Source organism: Oceanospirillum sanctuarii (assembly GCF_002150805.1).
GTDB classification, from domain to species: Bacteria; Pseudomonadota; Gammaproteobacteria; order Pseudomonadales; family Halomonadaceae; genus Oceanospirillum; species Oceanospirillum sanctuarii.
Window position 1 is genome coordinate 90,177 of sequence record NZ_MTBA01000014.1, and the last position, 20,786, is coordinate 110,962.

Annotated in this window: 14 protein-coding genes; 11 read left to right on the top strand and 3 right to left on the bottom strand. The window is 51.1% G+C overall.

The features are described 5' to 3' along the window. Positions 1-14: 14 nt before the first annotated feature. The 6 genes from peaB to qhpG all read left to right on the top strand — a co-directional run bounded on the left by peaB (position 15) and on the right by qhpG (position 7,005). The gene (gene peaB, locus BV405_RS17110) at positions 15-1,448 is read left to right on the top strand and encodes a quinohemoprotein amine dehydrogenase maturation protein (protein WP_086482104.1); all 1,434 of its coding nucleotides are present in this window, start codon (positions 15-17) and stop codon (positions 1,446-1,448) included. Continuing rightward, positions 1,445-1,765: a quinohemoprotein amine dehydrogenase subunit gamma gene (qhpC, locus tag BV405_RS17115; protein ID WP_086482105.1), complete on the top strand. Its 321-nt coding sequence runs from the start codon at positions 1,445-1,447 to the stop codon at positions 1,763-1,765. Before peaB ends, qhpC begins: the two co-directional genes overlap by 4 nt. Positions 1,766-1,812: 47 nt before the next feature. Beyond that, positions 1,813-2,982: a quinohemoprotein amine dehydrogenase subunit beta gene (gene peaD, locus BV405_RS17120; protein ID WP_086482138.1), complete on the top strand. Its 1,170-nt coding sequence runs from the start codon at positions 1,813-1,815 to the stop codon at positions 2,980-2,982. A gap of 132 nt (positions 2,983-3,114) precedes the next feature. Beyond that, a complete protein-coding gene (locus BV405_RS17125) occupies positions 3,115-4,896 on the top strand; it encodes an ABC transporter ATP-binding protein (protein ID WP_086482106.1) in 1,782 nt (593 codons plus the stop codon). Next, positions 4,889-5,629 (top strand): subtilisin-like serine protease QhpE, encoded by a 741-nt coding sequence (gene qhpE / locus BV405_RS17130; protein ID WP_245832372.1) that lies wholly within the window; start codon positions 4,889-4,891, stop codon positions 5,627-5,629. Before BV405_RS17125 ends, qhpE begins: the two co-directional genes overlap by 8 nt. Positions 5,630-5,631: 2 nt before the next feature. After that, positions 5,632-7,005, top strand: a complete 1,374-nt coding sequence (gene qhpG / locus BV405_RS17135; RefSeq protein ID WP_086482108.1) for a flavin-dependent monooxygenase QhpG — start codon at positions 5,632-5,634, stop codon at positions 7,003-7,005. A 91-nt stretch (positions 7,006-7,096) separates the two neighbouring features. Here the strand turns inward: qhpG and BV405_RS17140 are convergent, their stop codons facing one another. Further along, positions 7,097-7,819 (bottom strand): hypothetical protein, encoded by a 723-nt coding sequence (locus BV405_RS17140; protein WP_086482109.1) that lies wholly within the window; start codon positions 7,817-7,819, stop codon positions 7,097-7,099. Positions 7,820-8,322: 503 nt separating this feature from the next. On the opposite strand from BV405_RS17140, the gene BV405_RS17145 reads away from it, so the two are divergent. Next, positions 8,323-10,368 carry a methyl-accepting chemotaxis protein gene (locus tag BV405_RS17145; RefSeq protein WP_176330209.1) on the top strand — a complete coding sequence of 682 codons (2,046 nt, stop codon included), beginning with the start codon at positions 8,323-8,325 and terminating at the stop codon, positions 10,366-10,368. Positions 10,369-10,554: 186 nt separating this feature from the next. Here the strand turns inward: BV405_RS17145 and BV405_RS17150 are convergent, their stop codons facing one another. Together BV405_RS17150 and BV405_RS17155 are read right to left on the bottom strand one after the other, a co-directional pair. Then, a complete protein-coding gene (locus BV405_RS17150; RefSeq protein WP_217895697.1) occupies positions 10,555-11,670 on the bottom strand; it encodes a polyamine ABC transporter substrate-binding protein in 1,116 nt (371 codons plus the stop codon). Between the two features lie 312 nt (positions 11,671-11,982). After that, positions 11,983-13,329 (bottom strand): glutamine synthetase family protein, encoded by a 1,347-nt coding sequence (locus tag BV405_RS17155; RefSeq protein ID WP_086482111.1) that lies wholly within the window; start codon positions 13,327-13,329, stop codon positions 11,983-11,985. Positions 13,330-13,915: 586 nt separating this feature from the next. Here BV405_RS17155 and BV405_RS17160 point away from each other — a divergent pair. The 4 genes from BV405_RS17160 to BV405_RS17175 all read left to right on the top strand — a co-directional run bounded on the left by BV405_RS17160 (position 13,916) and on the right by BV405_RS17175 (position 20,776). Then, positions 13,916-15,214 carry an NAD(P)/FAD-dependent oxidoreductase gene (locus BV405_RS17160; RefSeq protein ID WP_086482140.1) on the top strand — a complete coding sequence of 433 codons (1,299 nt, stop codon included), beginning with the start codon at positions 13,916-13,918 and terminating at the stop codon, positions 15,212-15,214. A gap of 211 nt (positions 15,215-15,425) precedes the next feature. Further along, a complete protein-coding gene (locus BV405_RS17165; protein WP_086482112.1) occupies positions 15,426-16,109 on the top strand; it encodes a TetR/AcrR family transcriptional regulator in 684 nt (227 codons plus the stop codon). Between the two features lie 137 nt (positions 16,110-16,246). Next, positions 16,247-16,642 carry a cupin domain-containing protein gene (locus BV405_RS17170; protein WP_086482113.1) on the top strand — a complete coding sequence of 132 codons (396 nt, stop codon included), beginning with the start codon at positions 16,247-16,249 and terminating at the stop codon, positions 16,640-16,642. Positions 16,643-16,951: 309 nt separating this feature from the next. Further along, on the top strand, positions 16,952-20,776 hold the full coding sequence (locus tag BV405_RS17175) for an ATP-binding protein (protein ID WP_176330210.1): 3,825 nt from the start codon (positions 16,952-16,954) through the stop codon (positions 20,774-20,776). Positions 20,777-20,786: the final 10 nt, after the last annotated feature.

A 20,786-nucleotide genomic window follows, 5' to 3' on the forward strand; every position in this document is an offset into this window, starting at 1 on the left:
TAAGTGAGGTCAACATGGGTTCCTTATCCCTGGTTAAACCCAATCTGCATCTGGTGGATGTGGAAACGCGCAAAATGCTGTTTCACATTCCCACAAGCAGCCTGTTTGAACTTGAAGGCCTTAGCCGCGAGCTGATCGAGCTGTTCGCGGATCAGGAGAATGTCACTGCAGGCATGATCCGTGATCGCTTTCGGGGTCGCTACGCCGCTGATGATGTCATGGAAACCATCGAAGAACTGAAGGCGCTGAAAGTGCTTTCCGATGGTGGTGTTGTTCAGATCAACCATGAGCCGCAGCAGGTGAAACAGTTCCCGCTGACAACCATCGTATTGAACACCAATACCGGTTGTAACCTGAGCTGCACCTACTGCTACAAGGAAGATCTGACCACGCCGTCCAAGGGCGACAAGATGTCGGTGGAAACGGCGATCAAATCGGTTGAGATGCTGCTGGAAGAATCCCCGGATCAGCGTCAGTACAACGTGGTCTTTTTTGGTGGTGAGCCGCTGACCAATATGCCCCTGATCCGCGAGGTGGTGGCCTATTGCGAAGCCCGCTTTGCGGAGCTGGAAGCCGAGGTGAGTTTCACCATGACCACCAACGCCACCCTGCTGACGGATGATCTGGTGGAGTGGTTTAACGACCATAAATTCGGTCTGACCATCTCCATGGATGGCCCTAAGGCGATGCACGATAAAAACCGCATCACCGTGGGCGGACAGGGAACCTATGATGTGGTGAAGAAGAAGGTGGGGCAGTTGCTGGCCCGCTACGATTCCCGTCCGGTGGGCTGTCGGGTCACCCTGACCCATGGCATTACCGATGTGGAAGCGATCTTCGACCACCTGCACCATGATCTGGGCTTTGCCGAGGTGGGCTTTGGCCCTGTGACCTCCGGTGATATCAGCGCCTTTAACCTGAATGCTGATGAGATGAAAACCGTGTTTGAAGGTATGAAGCGTCTGGGACGTGAATACCTGAAAGCGGCGCTCAATCATCAGAACTTTGGTTTCGGCAATATGCACCAGCTGATGACGGATCTGCACGAAGGCAACAAAAAGCAGCTGCCGTGCGGTGCCGGTGTCGCCCTGTTAGCGGTGGACACCAAAGGTGGGATCAATCTTTGTCACCGCTTTACCGGATCTGAACTGCCAACCTTTGGCGATGTGGATGCCGGTATCAACAAACCTCAGTTATCCGCTTTTGTGGAGCAGCGTCTCGACCGGACAGATACCGGTTGTGAGACCTGCCGAATCCGCAATATCTGTTCCGGCGGTTGTTATCACGAAAGTTATGCCAAATACGGCGATGCGAGCACCCCGTCCTATCACTACTGTGATCTGTTGCGTGACTGGGTGGATTTCGGTGTGGATGTCTACACCCGCATCATGCTGGAGAACCCAGCGTTCTTTGATACGTATGTATCTCCAAGAAGGAATTCCCGATGAAACATCTCAAATCATTTAACAAGAAAGCAAAAATGCTCGACCGCACTGTTTCTCCGGAGCAGGTGGAAGATGTTGTAGCGATGCAATCTATCGTGGGTTGTACCTCGGTTAACGATCCGGGCTGGGAAGTTGACCCCTTCGGTGGTCTGGGCTCCTTGTGCCAGCCGATGGAAGCGGATCTGTACGGTTGTGCCGATGCCTGCTGGTGGCCAGCTCAGGTGCCGGACACCATGAGCTCGCACCCGAACTGGTCGCAGGATGTGGTTAAGGCCGACGAAGACTGGCGCAAACTGGACAGCATTTTCCCGGAAGAATAAGCGATCCCCTCGGGGAATGACCGAAGTGGATTGTGGAGAATAACAAGATGATAAAACCCGTATTTTCAAGACTGACAGGTGCGGTACGCACCGCTGCACTGGGCGCTGTTCTGGGTGCCGGTGCGGTTTTAACCGGCTGTGCCGGAATGCCTGGAATGGACAGCGCAGGTAAAACAGAGATGAAGGCCGGTGGCCATGAGTACATGCTGACGGTAACCCGCCCGAATAAGCTGCATGTGGTCGATACCGAAACCGACAAGCTGCTGCACAGCTGTGATGTACCGGGCACTTTTGGTAACGGTTCTATTGCGATCTCGCCGGATGGCCGTACCGCTTACGTGCTGTCGAACATGATGGAAGATGTGTACGGCATCGACATCACCAACTGTGAGATCACCTTCGCGGCGAAGCAGTCCTACGCCAATATTCAGGTGAAGACCTTTATCTCGCTGGCGGTGAGTGCAGATGGTAAAGAGCTGTACACGGTTCAAAACCCGGTGCGTAAACATATCGACCGTTTTGAAACCATGCCGCCACGACTTGCGGTGTATAACACCAATGCTGGTTTGAATGCCAAGCCGGATCGTACCTTCCCGGTGGATCGTCGTATCACCAAGATCGCCGCGATGGAAAATGGCGAAGTGATTCTGGGTGGTGGCGATATTAAAGCGATCAACCCGGATAACGGTGAAACCCGTCTGATTACACCGCTGCAAAACTGGGAGCGGGCACCGGACAAGTGGGTTCCACCGGATGCTTTTGCGATGCACAGCATGGGTGAGCACGTTGGCGAGTTCATCATGCCGTACTTCACCATTCGCTGGAACGGTGAGCCGGGTGATGAATCCAAGGCGGATTTCCTTTGGGGTCATGTGCGCATCGACCTGAAAAATGGCGATCTGGAATCCATCGAGACGGTGCCGTTTGAGTTTATCGTCTTTAACTGGGTGACCGACCCGAACAACAAGGATGTGATGTTTGGCTCTTTCAACCAGCTGTCCAAACATAACGTGAAAACCGGTGAGACTCTGGGTGTTCACGGTATGGATCACACCTACTACAACATCAATATGACTCAGGATGGTCAGAAGATTTACGTAGGCGGTGCCGGTAACACCATTTCGATTCATGAGCCGGATGGCCTGAAACGAATCGGTTATCTGCAGATGCCGGGGGATATGTCCACCTCAGACCTGCGTTTGGCGGTGCTGAAATAAGCCGCAACCCTGATGCCGGAGAAGCTTTTGCTTCTCCGGCGTTTTGCTTTTTGTGGTAGGTTCGTGGTGAGTGTAACCACAACGATAAGAAATAATGACCCAGCCCGATTGGTCTCTGATCAGGAATACTGAATGATCCGTTGGATAACCCGAATTATTGATACATCCGGTTCTGTCGCTGACGAAGGCCCCATGCTGTCGTCTGGTGCTCAGCGCAACCATGAAACCAGTTTGCGCTGGTTGTTCAGCTTTATTCGTCCTCAGAGAAAGGCGATTACGGGTTTGCTGGGGCTGTCCCTGCTGGCCACGGCAATGGTGCTGCTGCAACCCTGGTTGACCAAACTCCTGATCGACAACGGCCTTCTGGCCAAAGATTACGGCGTGCTGCTGCAGATAGCAGGCGCTATGATGTTGGTGGGTATTTTCAACACCTTGCTGTCCGGTTTTAATCGTTATTGTCATACCCGTCTGTCCGGACAGGTTCTGTTTGCTCTGCGGGAAGATCTGTACGGTCATCTGCAGAAGCTGTCTCCCGCGTTTTATTCCCGCCGCCGCATCGGTGATCTGATGTCCCGTCTGGATGGCGATGTCGCCCAGATTCAACGCTTTGCGGTGGATGCGCTCTTTGCTTCTGTCTCCGGCATTCTGGGGCTTTTGGGCGCGCTGGTGATGATGCTGATGTTGTCCTGGGAGCTGTCCCTGATCGCACTGGTACTGGTGCCCCTTGAGATTCTCTGGCTGCGCTGGATGCGGCGTAAAGTCGAGCATCATACCCGACGTTTGCGGGAGCGCTCGGCAGATCTGTCAGCTTTTCTGGTGGAAACCCTGCCTGCGATGAAGTTTATCCAGTCTGTCGGGCAGGAGGGCGCAGAAGGTCGCAAACTGCAGGGGCTGAGTTCAGGCTATCTGGACCAGCTGCTGAAACTTCAGGTGGTGGAGTTTTTCACCCAGGCGATTCCCACCACGCTGGTTTCTATCTCCCGTGCCGGTGTTTTTCTGTTGGGTGGCTACTGGGTGATTCAGGGCGACTGGCAGCTGGGGGCGCTGATCGCGTTCTCGACCTATCTCGGCATGGCTATTGGCCCGGTGCAGAGTCTTTTGGGCCTGTATGTTTCCCTGCAGCGTATGGTGGTGAGTCTGGATCGAGTGATGGAGCTGCGCTCAGAGCCAGTATCCGTTGCCAAGGATGACAACGCTGAAGAGCTGCCTGCTTATGTGGGAGCGCTGCGTTTTGATAATGTCAGTTTCAGCCATCAGGGGCGACCGAATAAGGTGCTTGATGGCGTGAGCTTTAATCTTGCAAGCGGCCAGAAAGCCGCCATCGTCGGTGCTTCCGGTTCCGGAAAATCCACCCTGATCGATCTGCTGCACCGTCATTATGATCCGGGTGAAGGCGCAATTTTTTATCACGGTGTTGACCTTAAACACTGTGACCTGTCGGAACTGAGGCGCCGCATCGCCGTGGTCAGTCAGGATATCGTGCTTTTTCGTGGCAGCCTGACAGATAACATCCGCTATGCGAATCCGTCAGCCTCTGATGAGCAGGTAAAAGCCGCCGCGATTCAGGCGCAACTGGGAGCACTGATCGCCCAGCTGCCGGAAGGGCTGGCAACACCCCTTGGGGAGCGCGGCCAGCAGCTGTCCGGTGGTCAGAAGCAACGTATTGCCATCGCACGCGCTCTGCTGCAACAGCCGGATATTCTGGTGATGGATGAGGCGACCTCCGCCGTGGATGCGGAGACAGAGCGGGAGATTATTCAGCAGGTGGATCGCTTGTTTGCCGATCGTACCCGTATTCTGATCAGTCACCGTGCCAGCACCTTGCAGGAGGCGGATGTTTATCTGCACCTAAAAGAGGGTCGTATTCGGGTGTCGGATCAGCTTGAGGAACCGGAGGCGAGCAACGATGACTAGAGCTTCAATGCCTTCTGATCTTCGCAAGCCTTCTGGTCTTAAGCGAGGCATCCGAATCGGTATCGTCGATAGCGGATTTCTTGCCCCTCAGGGGAATCATGTCACCGACAGTGCAGCCTTTGTGATTCGGGATCAGGCGCTCTGGCAGGAAGAGGTAATACCGGATCAGTTAGGTCATGGCTCCCGGGTGTTGGAGGTGATCCGGCATCAGGTGCCGATGGCTTCTTTCTATTGCGCTCAGGTGTTTCAGCAGAGCTTTTCCACCACCACCTTGCAGCTGTCTGCCGCCATCGACTGGCTGGTGGAGCAGGAGGTGGATCTGATCAATCTGAGCCTTGGTGTACGTCAGGACAAACCGGAACTGGCGGATTCTGTGCTGAAGGCTCTGCGATCAGGCGTGTTGCTGACGGCGGCTAATCCGGCTCAGGGCGCGGCGGTCTATCCGGCGGCGTATCCCGGTGTTTTCCGTATGACGGGGGATGCCCGTTGCGAAAGCCACGAGTGGTCTTATCTGGAAACTGCCCAAGGGGATTTTGGCGGCCATGTGAAAAGTCTTGATGGTCAGCAGTCCGGTGCCAGTATGGGCACCGCATGGATGACCGGGCATATCGGCCAGTTGATGGTGAACCGGCCGGAGACGATATCCCGTCTGCGTCCTTCTCAGGTGCGGGAGCTGCTGAGAGAAAGCGCGGCTTATCTGGGGCCGGAGCGCAAAACAGAGCAAGGGTTGTAGCTATGACGCAGATTCTGATTCTGGGTGGTGGTCCTGCTGGCGGTGCGGTGGCGTTAGGCATGAAGGCGCTGGGTTACGACGTGACGCTGGTAACCGAAGCCCGACCCTTTGATGCGGTGGAAGGAATTTCGGATCGGGTGATTCAGGGGCTGCGTCATGCAGGGTTTCATGAGGCTCTGACCTGTCTGCCACAACCTTCAGCCCGTTCGGCTCACTGGAATGGTGAGACGAACAGCGCCAATACCGAATCCCTGATCGAACGCAAAAAGCTGGATGCGGGGATTCTTCAGGATCTGGAAGCGGCAGGTGTGCATGTAATTCGCCAGCGGGTGCGTCAGGTTCAGGGGCTGGTTGCACTGAACGATGAATCTACCGCTTCTGTGCAGGTGATGCAGGATAACGGTGACACCCTTTCAGCAGACTTTGTGGTTGAGGCTCGCGGTCGGGCAGCGCCTCAGGCGGACTTTGCCCGAAGTCGGGGGCCGCAAACCCTGTCTTTGCTGCAGTATTGGCAGAGTGGTAGTGGGGCTGAATCCGTTAGCGAACGCCGCTCCATGGCGATCAGCCTGCCGGATGGCTGGGCGTGGATGGCGATGCTGGAAGATGGTCGCCGGTATCTGCAACTGACCCTTGATGTCTCTGCAGCGGAGCTTCCCGCCAAGCAACAACTGGCGGAGTATTGCCAGCAGCGCTTTCTCGCGATTTCTGAGGCTGAGGCGTTTACACAGAATGCCAAGCCAGTAGGCGTGCCCCATGGCCGTATCAGTACGCCTGTGCTGGTGGAAGAGTGTATCGGCCGTAACTGGATTCGTGTGGGTGATGCCGCCATGGCGGTTGATCCGCTATCCGGTAACGGTATCTTTCAGGCGCTGTCATCGGCGCTGCAGGCACCTGCGGTGATCAATACCCTGATTCGTCAGCCTGCAGATGCTGAACTTGCGGCGCGCTTTTATCGGGACAGGGTCGAAGGGCTGTTTTATCGCTTTGCCCGCATCGGACGGGACTTTTATCAGCTGGAAGAACGCTGGCAGGACGCGCCCTTCTGGCAGAATCGCTGCCAGTGGCCGGATGCTGAAGCCATGCACAAGACAGTGCGTTTTGATCAGCTGAGTGTTGGGATGATGCCCGTAGTGGCCGATGGCCTGATCGCAGAACAGGAAGTGGTGATCACACCGGATCAGCCGTTAGGTATCTGGCATCTGGCGGGAATCCCGCTGGCTCCCGTGGTGAACAAAGCCAAGCAACTGGCAAATCGGCAAGCCTTTGATATCTGGTTTACTGATCAGCAAAACTGCCAATCCGTCGGGATTCAGAATCCCACTCAGCTTAATGCCATTCGCGGGTGGCTGAGATCCGTTGGGTTTGGGGGATCGTAGCCGTTAGATGAGTGCATAAACTGAAAACGCCAGCTTCTGTTTTTAGCAGTTAGCTGGCGTTTTGGTTTGAAGTCGGTATCTGAAAGGGATTTTAACTACCCGCACCTCTTAGTTGAAACGGTGAACCACCGGGAATCAGGCGCTTGCCGGTTAAGCCGTTAAACTCAGCCTGCGCTGCTGCCACACAAAACTCATTCAGGGCAGTGTAGTACTGAGCCTTGGCGCTGGAGAGGCGGCGCAGGTAGATCTCGTACTTACGCTTGGCTTCTTTGCCGGTGCGGCTCATGTTGATCTGTTCGCGCAGGTCTTTCAGGTAGGTCAGCAGTTCCTGAACTTCTTCAAATGCGCGCTCATTGTCTTTCAGGACTTCCTGATAGCGGCGGTTTTCGCTGCGTACCAAGTCGCGGATATCTGCTGAACGGGTATTGCGTGGCGCGTCTTTAGTCAGGGAGATCATAATCGCCGGATACTGATCGGTTTCTATGCCGCGCTTGGAAGGAATACCGATACGGAAGCGAGCTGGGTTGAGGATATCCTGAGTGAATTTTTCAGCGGTGGTCAGCTGGTAGAGTTCACCGTGGAAGGCTTCGCGGGTTTCGATCTTGTTGTGCAGAAGTTGCTGGTGCAGTTGCAGGGCTTTCTGGGTCTGATCACGAAGGCGGTTCGCTTCGGTTTCCAGTGGATCAGCGCTTTGGGAGTAAAACTCGGTTGCGCTCTTAACTGCTGCATGGGCATTGTTTGCCAGCATCACCATACCGGTTGCCATCAAAGCGATCAGTATCAGAGAGCGCATAAGTGAGAACAAAGTCGTCATGGTGGTTTTCCTCGTTGTGCTTTCCCTTGCGGAACCTGACGCTTGGACATCCTGTCTTCGCCGCAGCCCTTGGCTGCCGTGGGGTTCCGAATGGTTGATATGGATGGAATCAATAAGGTTTTAATTTAAGCACAGGGCGGAAAATCCACTGTTGAGGTTTTGTAAAGGCTGTGTAGGGAAGTGCAACAGTGTTTTGTTGGTCGGTTTGACGGAGATGTTTTAGCGATAGGTAGGGATGAATTTTGGGTATCAAAAAATGGATATAAAACCGGCAATAAATGAAAACGGACTTTGTATGCGAAAAGGGTTGCTTAGCAGTTGTGATATTAGAGCATTTGTAACTAAACGTAAGGATTATGGTTAATTTGTGTAACTGATATATGATTCGCGGTTTCGTGGAAGCTCTATAGCTGTTTCCTCTCTTTTTAAATTTAGCTCCTGAGACGCGAAGCCAGAACAATCGGATTGTTCGTACGGCAATGCGACTCAACCAGAGGTTATCAATGAAAATTGCGACTAAGTTGGGTGGCGGGTATTTACTCATCCTGACGACGGTATTGATGTGTGGTGCTGCAGGTGTTTTCGGTATCACGAAACTCTCAGAACAGTTGGACTTTATTACAGGGCCTGCTTGGGATGCTGCAGACGGTGCTATGGAGGGATCCATTGGTATTGAGGCTGAAATGCTGGGTGTAGCCCAGCTGATCACAGGGCAGGCGGAACCGGATAAAGCGAAGAGCATCATCAACGAAGCAAAAGCGTCTTCTGAGGATGCGCTGGGGCGAATGGTGGCCTCAGGCTTATTGTCTGGCGGTGATATTGCTGATCTGAAAGATAGTCAAAGTACTTTTTACAAGCAGCAAACCCGGCTGATCGATAGCTATGAGAGTTTTAAAGAAGCCGATCAGCGCTTACGAAAAAACTTTAATGAGTTTCAGGAACTGATGGTTCAGGCGGAAGAGTTGGGTGATTCTGCTGTGGAAGCTTTGGAGAGTAACCCTGATGCCCTTATTAGCTGGAATACCGGTATTGAGGAAAAATGGAGTGCGGCAGATGGCGGTATGGAGAGCCAAATCGAACTCTTGACCCGCTTCTATAACTACCAGCGTTTGGTGGGGCTGACGGGGCATGTTTCCCGTTCAGAAGAGCAGCAGATTATTAAAAAACTGGATGGCGCATTAACTGCGCTGAAAGAGAAAGGTTTGCAGATTGGCCTGCACCCGCTCTTTATTGCGGAGAATGTTAAGGTCGGAGTATTTGAAGGCCAGAGCTATGCGGTGGCAATCGACAAAGCCGTTGGCCAGCATGAGATAGACTTTAAGGCTGCTGTTAAGGCGTTTTTTGCATTCCGGGAAGATATCTCCACATATTATTCTGCTTCAGATGCGTTGTTGGACACGGTAGAGCAGATTGAGGAAAAAGCAGATCAAACTGTTGAAGGTCAGTTGCCGGAAGTATTGGCGACTAAAAAGTTTGTTTTCACTCTGATGTTATTGGTGACTCTGTTGAGTGTTATCAGTGTGGTAGCGCTGATGTATTTTGTGGTTCAGGGGATAATTAAGCCGGTTAAGGAGATGTCCCGAGTAAGTCAGCAGATCGCTGATGGTAATCTGAATGTCTCCCTTAGCGAACAAAGAAGTGCCAGTGACGATGAGCTGGGTGTTCTGAGCGGTAATATGTTGCGCATGACACGTCAGCTGCACGATACCATTTCTGAAGTAGCGGTAACTTCCGAGATGCTCTCGTCTCAGGCGCTTCAATTGTCAGCTGTTGATGAAGAAACGCGAGCGAGCGTGGTTGAGCAGCAAATGCGTACGGCGCAGGTTGCGTCAGCAGTTACTGAAATGTCGGTTGCGAGCAAAGAGGTAACGGCTAATGCCTCTATGGTTCGTAACTCGGTTAATGAGGTGCTGGAACTGGCGAACAGCGGAAAATCAGTTGTCGAATCCAATATTGTTGTGATCAATCGTTTGGCGGAGAAGGTAAGTGATACTGCTGAAGTTGTTGGTCATTTGGCGGACGACAGTGAGAAAATTGGAACTGTCTTGGATGTTATCCGTGGCATTGCTGAGCAAACCAATTTGTTGGCGCTGAACGCAGCTATTGAGGCAGCAAGGGCTGGTGAGCAGGGGCGGGGGTTTGCTGTTGTTGCTGATGAGGTTCGTACACTGGCGCAGAGAACCCAGGAATCTACAGAGGAGATTCAGTCGGTTATTGAGGGGCTGCAATTGCGAACCAAGGGGGCATTTGATGCGATGGAAGGCAGTAAGCAGCAGGTGATCGATTGTACGGGCCAGGCTCGGGAGACAGAAGCTTCCCTGAGAAAGATTACTGGCGAAATGGAAAATATTGCGATGACAGTGAATCAGATTGCTGCTGCTATGATTCAGCAGGACAGTACTGCTGATGAGATTACCCAGAATGTTGTCGGCATTGACCACGAGGCGCAGAAAACAGTGTCAGTGGTTAATCTCTCATCCGGAGCAAGTTCGGAATTGGCGGATAAGGCGGTTCGCCTTCGGTCACTGGTGTCGGCTTATCAGGTCTGATCATATCCATTTCTAAAGCCGCGTAGTAAACAAAAAGCCCCGCTCTTGTTTCCAGGAGCGGGGCTTTTCTGTCTTTCTTCGTTGAAAGTCGCAATCAAGTGCCGAGCCGTGACGCCAGCAGCACTTTTTACCTGAAGCAGCTTACCTAAAGCAACTTACAGGTGACCCTTTCAGGTCAGTGCGTGATTAGCGGCCGGTTTTGATATCGGTCCACAGGCGGTTACGCACTTTCAGAACTGCCATAGACGGTTTGTCAGTCATGTACAGTTTGGCTTTGGTTTCATCATCCGGATAGATGGCAGCATCGCCTACGATCTCAGGATCAACCAGTGCGGTTGCGTCTTTGTTCGGGTTTGCATACCAAACGTAGTCGGTGATCTCGGCGATGATGTCAGGACGCATCAGGAAGTTGATGAACTTGTGTGCGTTGTCTGCATTTTTCGAGTCAGCCGGAATCAGCAGCATATCGAACCAGATCTCGGTGCCTTCTTTCGGGATGGTGTACAGCACTTCTACACCGTTACCGGCTTCTTCAGCACGGGCAGCCGCCTGGAAAACATCACCGGAGTAACCTACGGCCACACAGCTGTCGCCGTTAGCCAGATCGTTTACGTACTGAGACGAGGTGAACTGCTTCACGTATGGGCGAACAGAGGTCAGCAGTTTGGCTGCCGGTGCGCTCATTTTGTAGTCGCTACGCTTGCTGCTGGTTGGGTTTTTACCCAGATAGTTCAGGGCAAAAGGAATCATTTCATCGGCAGAATCCAGGAAAGTAACGCCACATTCCTGCAGTTTCTCGATGTTTTCCGGTTTAAAGATCAGATCCCAGCTATCTACCGGTGCATCTTCACCCAGCGCTTTTTTAACCAGTTCCGGGTTGTAACCGATGCCTGTCGTACCCCACAGGTAAGGCACACCGTACTGATTGCCCGGATCTTTTTTGCTCAGGGTTTTCATCAGCGAAGGATCAAGGTGGGTCATGTTTGGTAACTGACCTTTGTCCAGCTTCATAAAGATGCCGGCTTTGATCTGCAGCTCCATAAAGTGTGAGCTTGGAACCACCAGATCGTAACCTGAGTTACCTGCCAGAAGTTTGGCTTCCAGAATTTCGTTGCTGTCGTAAACGTCGTAGTTCACCTTGATGCCGGTTTCTTTTTCAAACTTGGCGATGGTGTCTTCGGCGATATAGTCCGACCAGTTATAGAAATTCAGCACTTCTTCTGCCTGTGCCGTCGCAGCGGTAAAGGCCAGAGTCAGGGCTGAGAGGGTCAGCTTGAGACGGGGCATTATCGTTTTTTTCATCAGCTTTCCTTTCCTGTTTTTTTCTTTAATTTTTAGCGTTAGGGCGCTTTGTTTGTACTGGATCTTAATCATTCAGAAACAAAGGCTTAGGTCGCATTTTCCCCTAAAGGAACTGTATCGGGATAAAGCCCGCCACAGGGCGGATTTTTTCAGTTTTAAACGGCACTGAAAAGGCTTTAACCCTTTGAATCTTTTGTTTTTATTGATCCGCTGTTTGATATCTGTGGGTTGTTCGTCAGATATCGGTTTGCTGCAAGCCGGATAACGGCTGAAGCCTGATGGTTATCAGGCTTCAGAGGTGTTTAATCTGGCTCATACATTCAGCAGCAGGTATTCACGTTCCCAGGAGCTGATCACCTTGTTGAAGGTTTCAAACTCGGCACGTTTCACACCTATGTAGGCATCTACAAACTGGCAGCCGAAGATTTCGCGCAGTTCCGGGCAGTTCTCCAGCAGACGCAGACCTTCTTCAAGAGTACGGGCTACTTCTACCTGATCACCTTCTTCTGCTGCGGCATCGGTTGTTGGCTTGCTTGGCTCCAGCTTCTGTTTCAGACCCAGATAACCACAGGCAAGGCTTGCAGCGATTGCCAGGTACGGGTTGCAGTCTGCACCCGGGAAGCGGTTTTCGATACGGGTCGCCACTGGCGGTGCTTCCGGAGCACGCAGACCTGTGGTGCGGTTATCGATACCCCACTTGGTGTTCACCGGTGCAGACATATCCGGCGTAAAGCGGCGGTAGGAGTTCACGTTCGGCGCGTAGAAGCTGATCGCGTTTGGCGTGTACTTCTGCAGGCCGCCCAGATAGTGATAGAACTCCTGGCTGAACTTCTCGCCATCTTTACCGGCAAAGATATTCTCGCCGGTTTCGATGTTGATCAGACTCTGGTGCAGGTGCATGGAACTGCCCGGTTCTTCTTCCATCGGCTTAGCCATAAAGGTGGCATAAGCGCCGTGCTTCATGGCGGCTTCACGCAGGGTACGTTTGAAGACAAATACCTGATCTGCCAGTTTCAGCGGGTCACCGTGCAGGAAATTAATCTCCATCTGCGCAGCGCCGGTTTCGTGGATCAGGGTGTCCACGTCCAGACCCTGAGCTTCACAGTAGTCGTACAGGGTATCAATCAGCGGATCGAACTCGTTAACCGCATCAATACTGTAGGACTGACGGGCGGTTTCACGACGACCGGAGCGGCCGATGGCTGGCTTCAGGTGGTAATCCGGGTCGATGTTTTTCTGTACCAGATAGAACTCAACTTCTGGTGCGATAACCGGTTTGAGGCCTTCTTTTTCAAAAAGGGCCAGCACTTTGCGCAGGATAGAACGGCTGGAAAGCGGGTGCAGTTCACCATCAAAGGTGTAGCAGTCGTTGATCACCTGAGCCGTTGGCTCGTTGGCCCAAGGCACGACGCGTAGCGTGTCCGGGTCCGGCTGCAGCAGCATATCTTTGTCGGCAGCATCAACGATGTCGAAGTGGTTTGCTGCCCAGTCGCCGGTCACTGTCTGTACCAGCAGAGTTTCCGGGATGCGGCCACCTTGTTCGTCGAGGAATTTCTGGGGTGGGTAAAACTTACCACGGGCGTTACCGGTCATGTCCGGCAGGGTGGATTCAACTTCTGAGATTGCGTTCTCTTTGAGAAACCTGGCTACGGCTTCCATAACTCACCTTCACATTTTTTTGGGTGGCAGATTCAGCTTAATGACAGCTTAGGTCTGTTATAGCTAAGCCGCTTATTGCTGTCTGCTGCTTTTATTAGTCGCTTATCATTTTTGTTGCGCTTTATCTGTCTGCGTTTACCGCTGCAGGCAGATAAGAAACAGATGGCTGTTATCGGTCTGATGCTTTTATCCCTTACTGGCGATTGTAAACATCCGGTGTTGTGTGGCCTGTCAGGCTGATTATTGACTGACCGATAGTGATAAACCGAATCATGTTTCGGTTTCTAGGCTAGGTGAAAAGAAAATCTAAAGCAACAGAAAGTTTCTCTAAAAAAGTTAAAAAGATTTTTCGGATCTCTGAAAAGCCCATAAAAACAGGCTTGTTACTGGAAATTATTAGAAGTATTATTCGGTTTGTTGTGGGGTTTGTTATCCCTTTAAGACTTTTTGGTTGAACTGATTTAGAGCGGAAAGTTAGCGAAAACCTTTTTTGTGCACTTTTCTGAAGCGGCAAAAAAGTGAGCGCCGGTGGCTTATGTTCAAAAAAGTTCAGTGAAAGCAGGGGAATGTTTTGGAGATTGAAACTATGACTCAGGGTTACACGCCCTCTTACTATGCGGACAGCGCAAACCCCAAGCCGGATTATCCAGTTTTGACCGGAGAGGTTCAGACCGATATCTGTATCGTGGGTGCGGGCTTTACCGGTCTGTCTGCGGCTTTGCATCTGGCGGAACAGGGTTATCAGGTTGCTGTGCTGGAAGCGGAGCGTATCGGCTGGGGGGCATCCGGTCGTAACGGCGGTCAGGTTTGTCAGGGCCATAACATGGGCCATGAGGATCTGGAGAAGAAGGTCGGCAAGGCCGGTGCCGATATGCTGTGGCAGATGTCTCTGGAATCTGTGGATCTGGTGAAAGAGCTGGTGGCCAAGCATGAGATCGACTGTGATCTGAAAAGCGGTGTTCTGCACGTAGCAGCCAAGCCATCCCATAACGCCCATATCAAAGAGACCGTTGAGTACAAAAACAAGGTACTCAACTACGATGCCCTCAAGTATGTGGAGCCGGAAGAGGTTTCCAATATGTTGGGCTGCGAGCGCTTCGGTGCCGGTGAATACTGGACTGAAGGTGCCCACCTGCATCCTCTGAACTATGCGTTGGGTCTTGCCGCAGCGGCAGAAAAAGCCGGTGTTCAGTTTTTTGAAAACAGCCGTGTCAGCCATTACGAGCGCCGCCAGACCACCGCCGGTAAAGGCGTTGAGGTTTTTGGTGAGCAGGGTTCGGTAAAAGCTAAATATGTGCTGCTGGCCTGTAACGGCTATCTGGGCAAGCTGGAACCGCGCATTGCGGGCAAGATCATGCCCATCAATAACTTTATTCTGGCGACTGAGCCGCTGGATGAAGCCACCTGCCGTCGTATCAACCGTGATGATGTTGCCGTGGCGGATTCCCGCTTTGTCATCAACTACTTCAAGTTGTCCGGTGATAACCGTCTTTTGTGGGGTGGGGGCGAAAACTATTCCTCAAAATTCCCGAAAGATATCGGCAGTTTTGTGCGTCCTTATATGCTGGAGTACTACCCGGAATTGAAGGATGTGAAGATCGATTACGGCTGGGGCGGCACCCTGGCGATCACTCTGAATCGTATGCCGCACTTCGAGCGTATTGATGAAGTGATCTATGTGGCACAGGGCTATTCCGGTCACGGTGTGGCGCTGGCGACACTGGGCGGCAAGCTGATGGCAGAGGCGATCAGTGGCAGCGCCGAACGCTTCGACCTCTTTTCCAAAGTACCAACGCCTACTTTCCCCGGTGGCACCCTGTTACGTTGGCCGGGACTGGTGGCGGGCATGCTGTTCTATTCCCTGCGTGATCGCCTGGGACGTTAACAAAGCCCAGCTGTGTAACGACGAAGAAAGATTAAGAACAAAGCGAACCCATAAGAACTCAACCGACAGAAAGGACAATCAAAGAGGAAACAAGCAAGCTGTACGCTAAACAGATAACGGCTTAAAAGATCACCGCTAGGCAAACTCCGGCGCATCCGTATAATGCGCCCAGATCAGGTAAACAAACAGGCAGAACAGGTGAATTTATTCGATGAAGGATACCAAGGCAGACTCTAAAGCACAGGTGGTTTCTGAGGCGGTGCGCCGCAAGAAGCAGACCCAGAGTCTGGAACCCCGGAATGCTCCGGTTCAGGACAGATCCAAGCAACGCTCCCGTCAGATCATCGATGCAACCGGTGAACTGCTTGAAGAGGTGGGTTTGGATGATCTGAACACCATACTGATCGCCAAAGCGGTTGGTATCTCGGTGGGTTCTCTGTATCACTACTTTCCGAATAAACACGCCATTCTGCACGCCATGGGCACCCGCTGGCTGGAGCAGGTAGAAGCCGCACTGGATGAGATCGCCAGCTGGCCGGTGGAAACCATGCCCTTGTCAGAGCTTCTGCCAAAGATGCTCAAGATTAAGCTGGGTGTTTACCGTCGTCAGAAAGCGATTCTGACTCTGGTGCAGGCGATGTTCTCTGTGCCGGAGCTGCGAGAACTGGACGAACGCCATGACGAGCTGGAGATCAGCCGTATGGCCGAGGTGTTCCGTCGTATGGGGATTAATCGCCATGTGCGGGAGCGCGAGCGTCTGGGACGTCTCTATCTGGAAGTGACCCACAGCGTCTTTCTGGTGGTGGTTAACCAGAAGGGTGACCGTGCCAAGCGCACCCTGGCGGATCTGGAATCCATGCTGAATAACCTCTTGCTGGGTTATCTGCCGGAATAGTTCTTTCAGAAGTTCTGAATCTGTTTTAACGGCTTTTATGAAAGCTCTGTTTAGTGCTGCAGTTTGCTACCTCTTAACGGTCTTTTGTCTGTCGGTTTAACCCCTTTAATGACTGCAAAAGAAATAGAGTAGTAACCATGACACAAGTACAAAATCCTTCATCTCAGGTTCAAAAACTAAAGCGCATCCGCAGCGAACACAAAGCTGCTGAAGGTGCGGATACACCCATCAGTCTGGACCGTGTGATCTCCGGAAAGCCGATGGAGAGCGTGGAAAACCTCTTCACCAACAGCAAAGAAAACTTCTTCTGTGGTGTCTGGTCTTCTACCGAAGGTAAATGGAACCTGAACTACACCGAAGACGAGTTCTGCTATCTGATCTCCGGCCGTGCGGTACTGACCGATGAAGAAGGTCATCAGGAGGTTCTGAGTGCCGGTGATGCCTTCGTGATTCCTGCAGGCTATAAAGGCAGCTGGGAAACCATCGGCCACGCGAAAAAGTTCTATGCGATTTATGAAGAGAGCGAAGGTTGATTATCAGTTGATGTTTCACTGATCCGTTTACCAAAAGCGGATATTCAAGAGCCCGGTCAGGCAGTGCCTGACCGGGCTTTTTTTTGTCTATGCTTTCGTTTTGATTGTGGCCTTAAGTTTTTCTTAAGAAAATTTTGCTAGATTTTTGGGTTGCTCAATGTGGTTTTGTTAGATTAAGCCCCTAAGAAAAGTATGTTTTTTGGTTTTAGTATCTTGTGTTTTGTCAATAATGCTCTAAATTAGTGCGTAATATCTAACATTTATATTGAATGAATGTTATTATCGGAATGTGTTTCCCGGAGTACATTCATGAGCCTTAAGCTAAAACTTGTAGCCCCTCTTATTGTGATTACTTTGGTTATTCTTGGCGGTAACCATTGGATTCTCTTTCCCAAAGTTGAGCACTTTCTTGAAAACCAGTTTTTACAAAGCCAGCACAAAACTGTTGCGGTTGTTGCAGAGATTGCGGGCCACTATCTGATTGATGATCCAGATCGGAATCGGCTGGATCGCCTGGTTCAGGAGAAGCTTCTTAAAAACGATGACTGGGATCGTGTAGAGATTCTGTTTGGCAAACAGAAGCTCACTTACCAGCGAGAGAAACCTTTGCGTCCAACCGTTGGCGCACTTCTCTGGGTGCATGAGTCCTTTATGAATAATGGTGAAGTTCGTGCTGATATTCGGGTATTGGTCAATCAATACCGGGTGATTCAGCAGGAAAAGCGGCTTACAAAACTGGTTTATCTGTCTTTTATTGTCATGTTGATTCTTCTGTTTTTTATCGCATGGCTTCAGTCGATATTTGTTACCCAGCCCTTAGGTAAGTTATCGCATGCTGTATCAAGAATTGCAGATGGCGACTTCGATGTTCCTGTCAGCGATAAAGGACGGGATGAGATAGGAGCGTTAAGCCGAAATTTCAGTTCTATGAGGGAGAGCCTTAAAGGCTATCGCTCACGTCTGCTTAATGAATGGAAGCAAGTTCAGAATGTGTTTGAAAATGCCCAAAGTGCCATTTTGACGGTCAATTTATTGGGGGAAATTATTGCCAGCAATAAGGCTGCAGCTCGTATGTTTGCGCTGGATGCTGACAAGATGCTGTATCGCAATGTTCATGATTTTATCCCCGCACTGGATCTTAAAGAGTTCTTTATGATGCCTCTCAAGGAGGTCAGCATCGCCTTTAATACGACTTGCATTCGGGGAGGGCGAGAGGAGTTTATCTCTGAGGTTTCTGCCAGCAGCTATGTCTCTAATGGTGAGCTGCAGGTTGCTATTGTGATTCGTGATATCGATACCGAAGTCATGTCGCTGAAGGAGGTTCGCCGTAAGCAGGGGCAGATCAAGCTGATTAACAAAGCGCACGAAATCTTTATTCAGGATAAAGATCCTCAGCATATCTTCATGGCGGTATTACCCGATCTTTTAGAAATTACCGGCAGTCGGATCGGCTTTGTCGGTGAGTTTGTTACTTCTGAGAACACCAATTACCTGTCTGTATATGCTGCGAACTGTTCCGAGCAGTCCGACCGACTGGATAACTTTTTCCTACGTTATCTGCACCAGAGAATTTATCTCGATAATCCCGAAAGTTTCTTTACCCGGGTATCCAAAGGTGAGGTGGTGCTGAGCAATAGTTCGTCCCGGAAAACTCAGCACATTGAGGATCATCCAGAAATTAACTGTTTTGTGGGCCTGCCGATCCGATTTGGTAATCAGGTGATTGGCATGATAGGTCTGGCAAATGCTACGTCTGGCTATAGTGACCTCATTGTGGATCACCTAGCCCCATTAAACAGTACCTATGGACAGATTATTGATGCTGTTCGAAAAGAGCGGTATCGGGCTGATCAGGAACAGGAACTCTGGGCGGCCAAAGAAGCAGCTGAGGAGGCAAACAAAGCGAAAAGCCGTTTTTTGGCGACCATGAGTCATGAGATCCGAACCCCGATGAATGGCGTTTTAGGGATGCTGCACCTGTTGAGCCGATCAAAGTTGGATAAGCGTCAGCAGGGGTACGTTGATACTGCTTGTAGCTCTGGTGAGATTCTTCTGGCGTTGATTAATGACGTTCTCGACTTTTCCAAAATGGAGGCGGACAAGTTAGAACTCGAAACTCTCGACTTCAATGTTCAGAGTATGGCGGAAAATGTTCTGGGTATGTTGCTGAAACCCGCAGCTGAGAAACAGGTGCGTTTGGTTAATGATGTCCAAATCAATATACCGGCTCTGGTAAAAGGCGACAAAAACCGGTTAAAGCAGGTCGTCTCCAATTTGCTCAGTAACGCAGTGAAATTCACCGAAAAAGGTGAAGTTATTCTGCATGCGCACTATCAACGTGGAAATCTCACGATCTCTGTAAAAGACACAGGGATCGGCATTCCTGAGGAAAAACAGTGTCGTCTTTTTGAAGCATTTGTCCAGGTTGATAGCTCACATACCCGCAGGTTCGGTGGAACAGGCCTTGGGTTAGCTATATCCCAGCGTCTTGTTCAGGCGATGGGAGGTTTAATTCAGGTAAAAAGTGAAGAAGGAATAGGCTCTGAATTCTACTTCACGATTCCATTGGAAGAGATTGAAAGTGCTAAGGATCAGGCATTCGCGGCTGAAATTGCTGAGCGGCGGGTCGGTATTATCAGCAATAATCTTGTTGTTACGGATATTCTGCATTGCAAGTTGCTATCTATGGGGGTTAGGGACGTCTTTCATCTGGACAGCAATCGTTTTCTGTCAGAGCGCGTTCGTTACCTGCAATCAGAGGGAGAGCCCCTGACCTTGATTCTGGATGGTATCAGTGTCCGTCAGAACAATGAGCTTCAGCTATTCCAGCAGGTCGATCTTGAGGCTTTGAATATACGTCTGATACTAATCGACTGTCTTTATGCTCCATTGGATGAGATTCGCGCAGATCTGGTTATCAATGCTCCTGTTCGTAACTCTGAGCTGATAGCGGCAGTTAGTCAGTCGGCTACGGGAGAGATCAGTCAGGATGAAGTGACCCATGAAGTTTCTTTCCCCGAGTTGAAGGGAATACGTGTTTTGGTCGCGGAGGACAATGTAGTGAATCAGGACGTCGCCCGGGCTGTGTTATCTGAATTTGGTGTTGAGCCTTACGTGGTTAACAACGGTGCGGAAGCTCTTGAACTGGTTCAGCAACTGTCGATTGACCTGGTTTTTATGGATATCCATATGCCGCTAATGGATGGTTTGGAGGCGACCCGTTCAATTCGTCAGTTGGGAGGCCGTTACGAACATCTGCCAATTATTGCGATGACGGCTAATGCTCTTTCCGGCGATGACAGAGCGAGCTTTGACGCCGGAATGAATGGCCATCTGACCAAACCGATTAATCCTCAACTGGTTTGGGAAACGCTCAATCATTGGTGTCAGGCTTCAGCTACTGAGAGTCGATCTTGGCTAGGTGATGGTTCTGTTTCTGAGGCGAGTCGTACTTTGGTCTGTAATCCAGCTTCAGACGCATCTGACGACACTTATGAGGCCCTATCTCGTCTTGCGTCGGGTTCTTTGCCTGCCAGCGTAGCTGGTTTGGATATTAAAGATGGTCTGGACAGGGTGATGGGCAATCAGAAACTGTATCTGGCAATCCTGAGTTCGTTCAGGGATAGCTTTTATGACTCTGTTGATCTTCTGGGGCAGGCTCGGAATGACAATCAATGGCATGAGCTGCAGCGCCTTTCTCATACCTTCAAAGGCAGTTGCGCCAATATAGGTGCTATTGATGCCTCTTGTTCAGCAGCATTGCTGGAAAAGTCCCTTAAAGCTGGTGGGCAGGCCGACACTTACGAGCTAACCGAGGATCTGCAAGGGCAGCTATCGACCCTGCTGGAAAGTATCAGTCTGCTGTTAACCCATTACACCCCCAAAATTGATCCCATGGCAGAGCGTCAGATTGAGGTTGGCGATCCGGAGTTGCTGCGGCAAATCCGGGAGCTGGAAGACCTGATTGTAAGTGATTATGGCGGCACCATGACTGCCCTGGGCAGGTTGCTTGAGGAGAAAACGGAGCACAAAACAGAGCTTAAAAACATTTACGAGACCTTAGGGCAGTTTGATCTCATACGTTCCAGACAGGCGCTGACCGCTTTTCGTGAGCGATTGGCTGAAAACGCATAGGCAGAATTAA

Coding starts and splice junctions, on each gene's coding strand:
- peaB (WP_086482104.1), top strand. CDS start 15: ATGGGTTCCTTATCCCTGGTTAAACCCAATCTGCATCTGGTGGATGTG.
- qhpC (WP_086482105.1), top strand. CDS start 1,445: ATGAAACATCTCAAATCATTTAACAAGAAAGCAAAAATGCTCGACCGC.
- peaD (WP_086482138.1), top strand. CDS start 1,813: ATGATAAAACCCGTATTTTCAAGACTGACAGGTGCGGTACGCACCGCT.
- BV405_RS17125 (WP_086482106.1), top strand. CDS start 3,115: ATGATCCGTTGGATAACCCGAATTATTGATACATCCGGTTCTGTCGCT.
- qhpE (WP_245832372.1), top strand. CDS start 4,889: ATGACTAGAGCTTCAATGCCTTCTGATCTTCGCAAGCCTTCTGGTCTT.
- qhpG (WP_086482108.1), top strand. CDS start 5,632: ATGACGCAGATTCTGATTCTGGGTGGTGGTCCTGCTGGCGGTGCGGTG.
- BV405_RS17140 (WP_086482109.1), bottom strand. CDS start 7,819: ATGACGACTTTGTTCTCACTTATGCGCTCTCTGATACTGATCGCTTTG.
- BV405_RS17145 (WP_176330209.1), top strand. CDS start 8,323: ATGAAAATTGCGACTAAGTTGGGTGGCGGGTATTTACTCATCCTGACG.
- BV405_RS17150 (WP_217895697.1), bottom strand. CDS start 11,670: ATGAAAAAAACGATAATGCCCCGTCTCAAGCTGACCCTCTCAGCCCTG.
- BV405_RS17155 (WP_086482111.1), bottom strand. CDS start 13,329: ATGGAAGCCGTAGCCAGGTTTCTCAAAGAGAACGCAATCTCAGAAGTT.
- BV405_RS17160 (WP_086482140.1), top strand. CDS start 13,916: ATGACTCAGGGTTACACGCCCTCTTACTATGCGGACAGCGCAAACCCC.
- BV405_RS17165 (WP_086482112.1), top strand. CDS start 15,426: ATGAAGGATACCAAGGCAGACTCTAAAGCACAGGTGGTTTCTGAGGCG.
- BV405_RS17170 (WP_086482113.1), top strand. CDS start 16,247: ATGACACAAGTACAAAATCCTTCATCTCAGGTTCAAAAACTAAAGCGC.
- BV405_RS17175 (WP_176330210.1), top strand. CDS start 16,952: ATGAGCCTTAAGCTAAAACTTGTAGCCCCTCTTATTGTGATTACTTTG.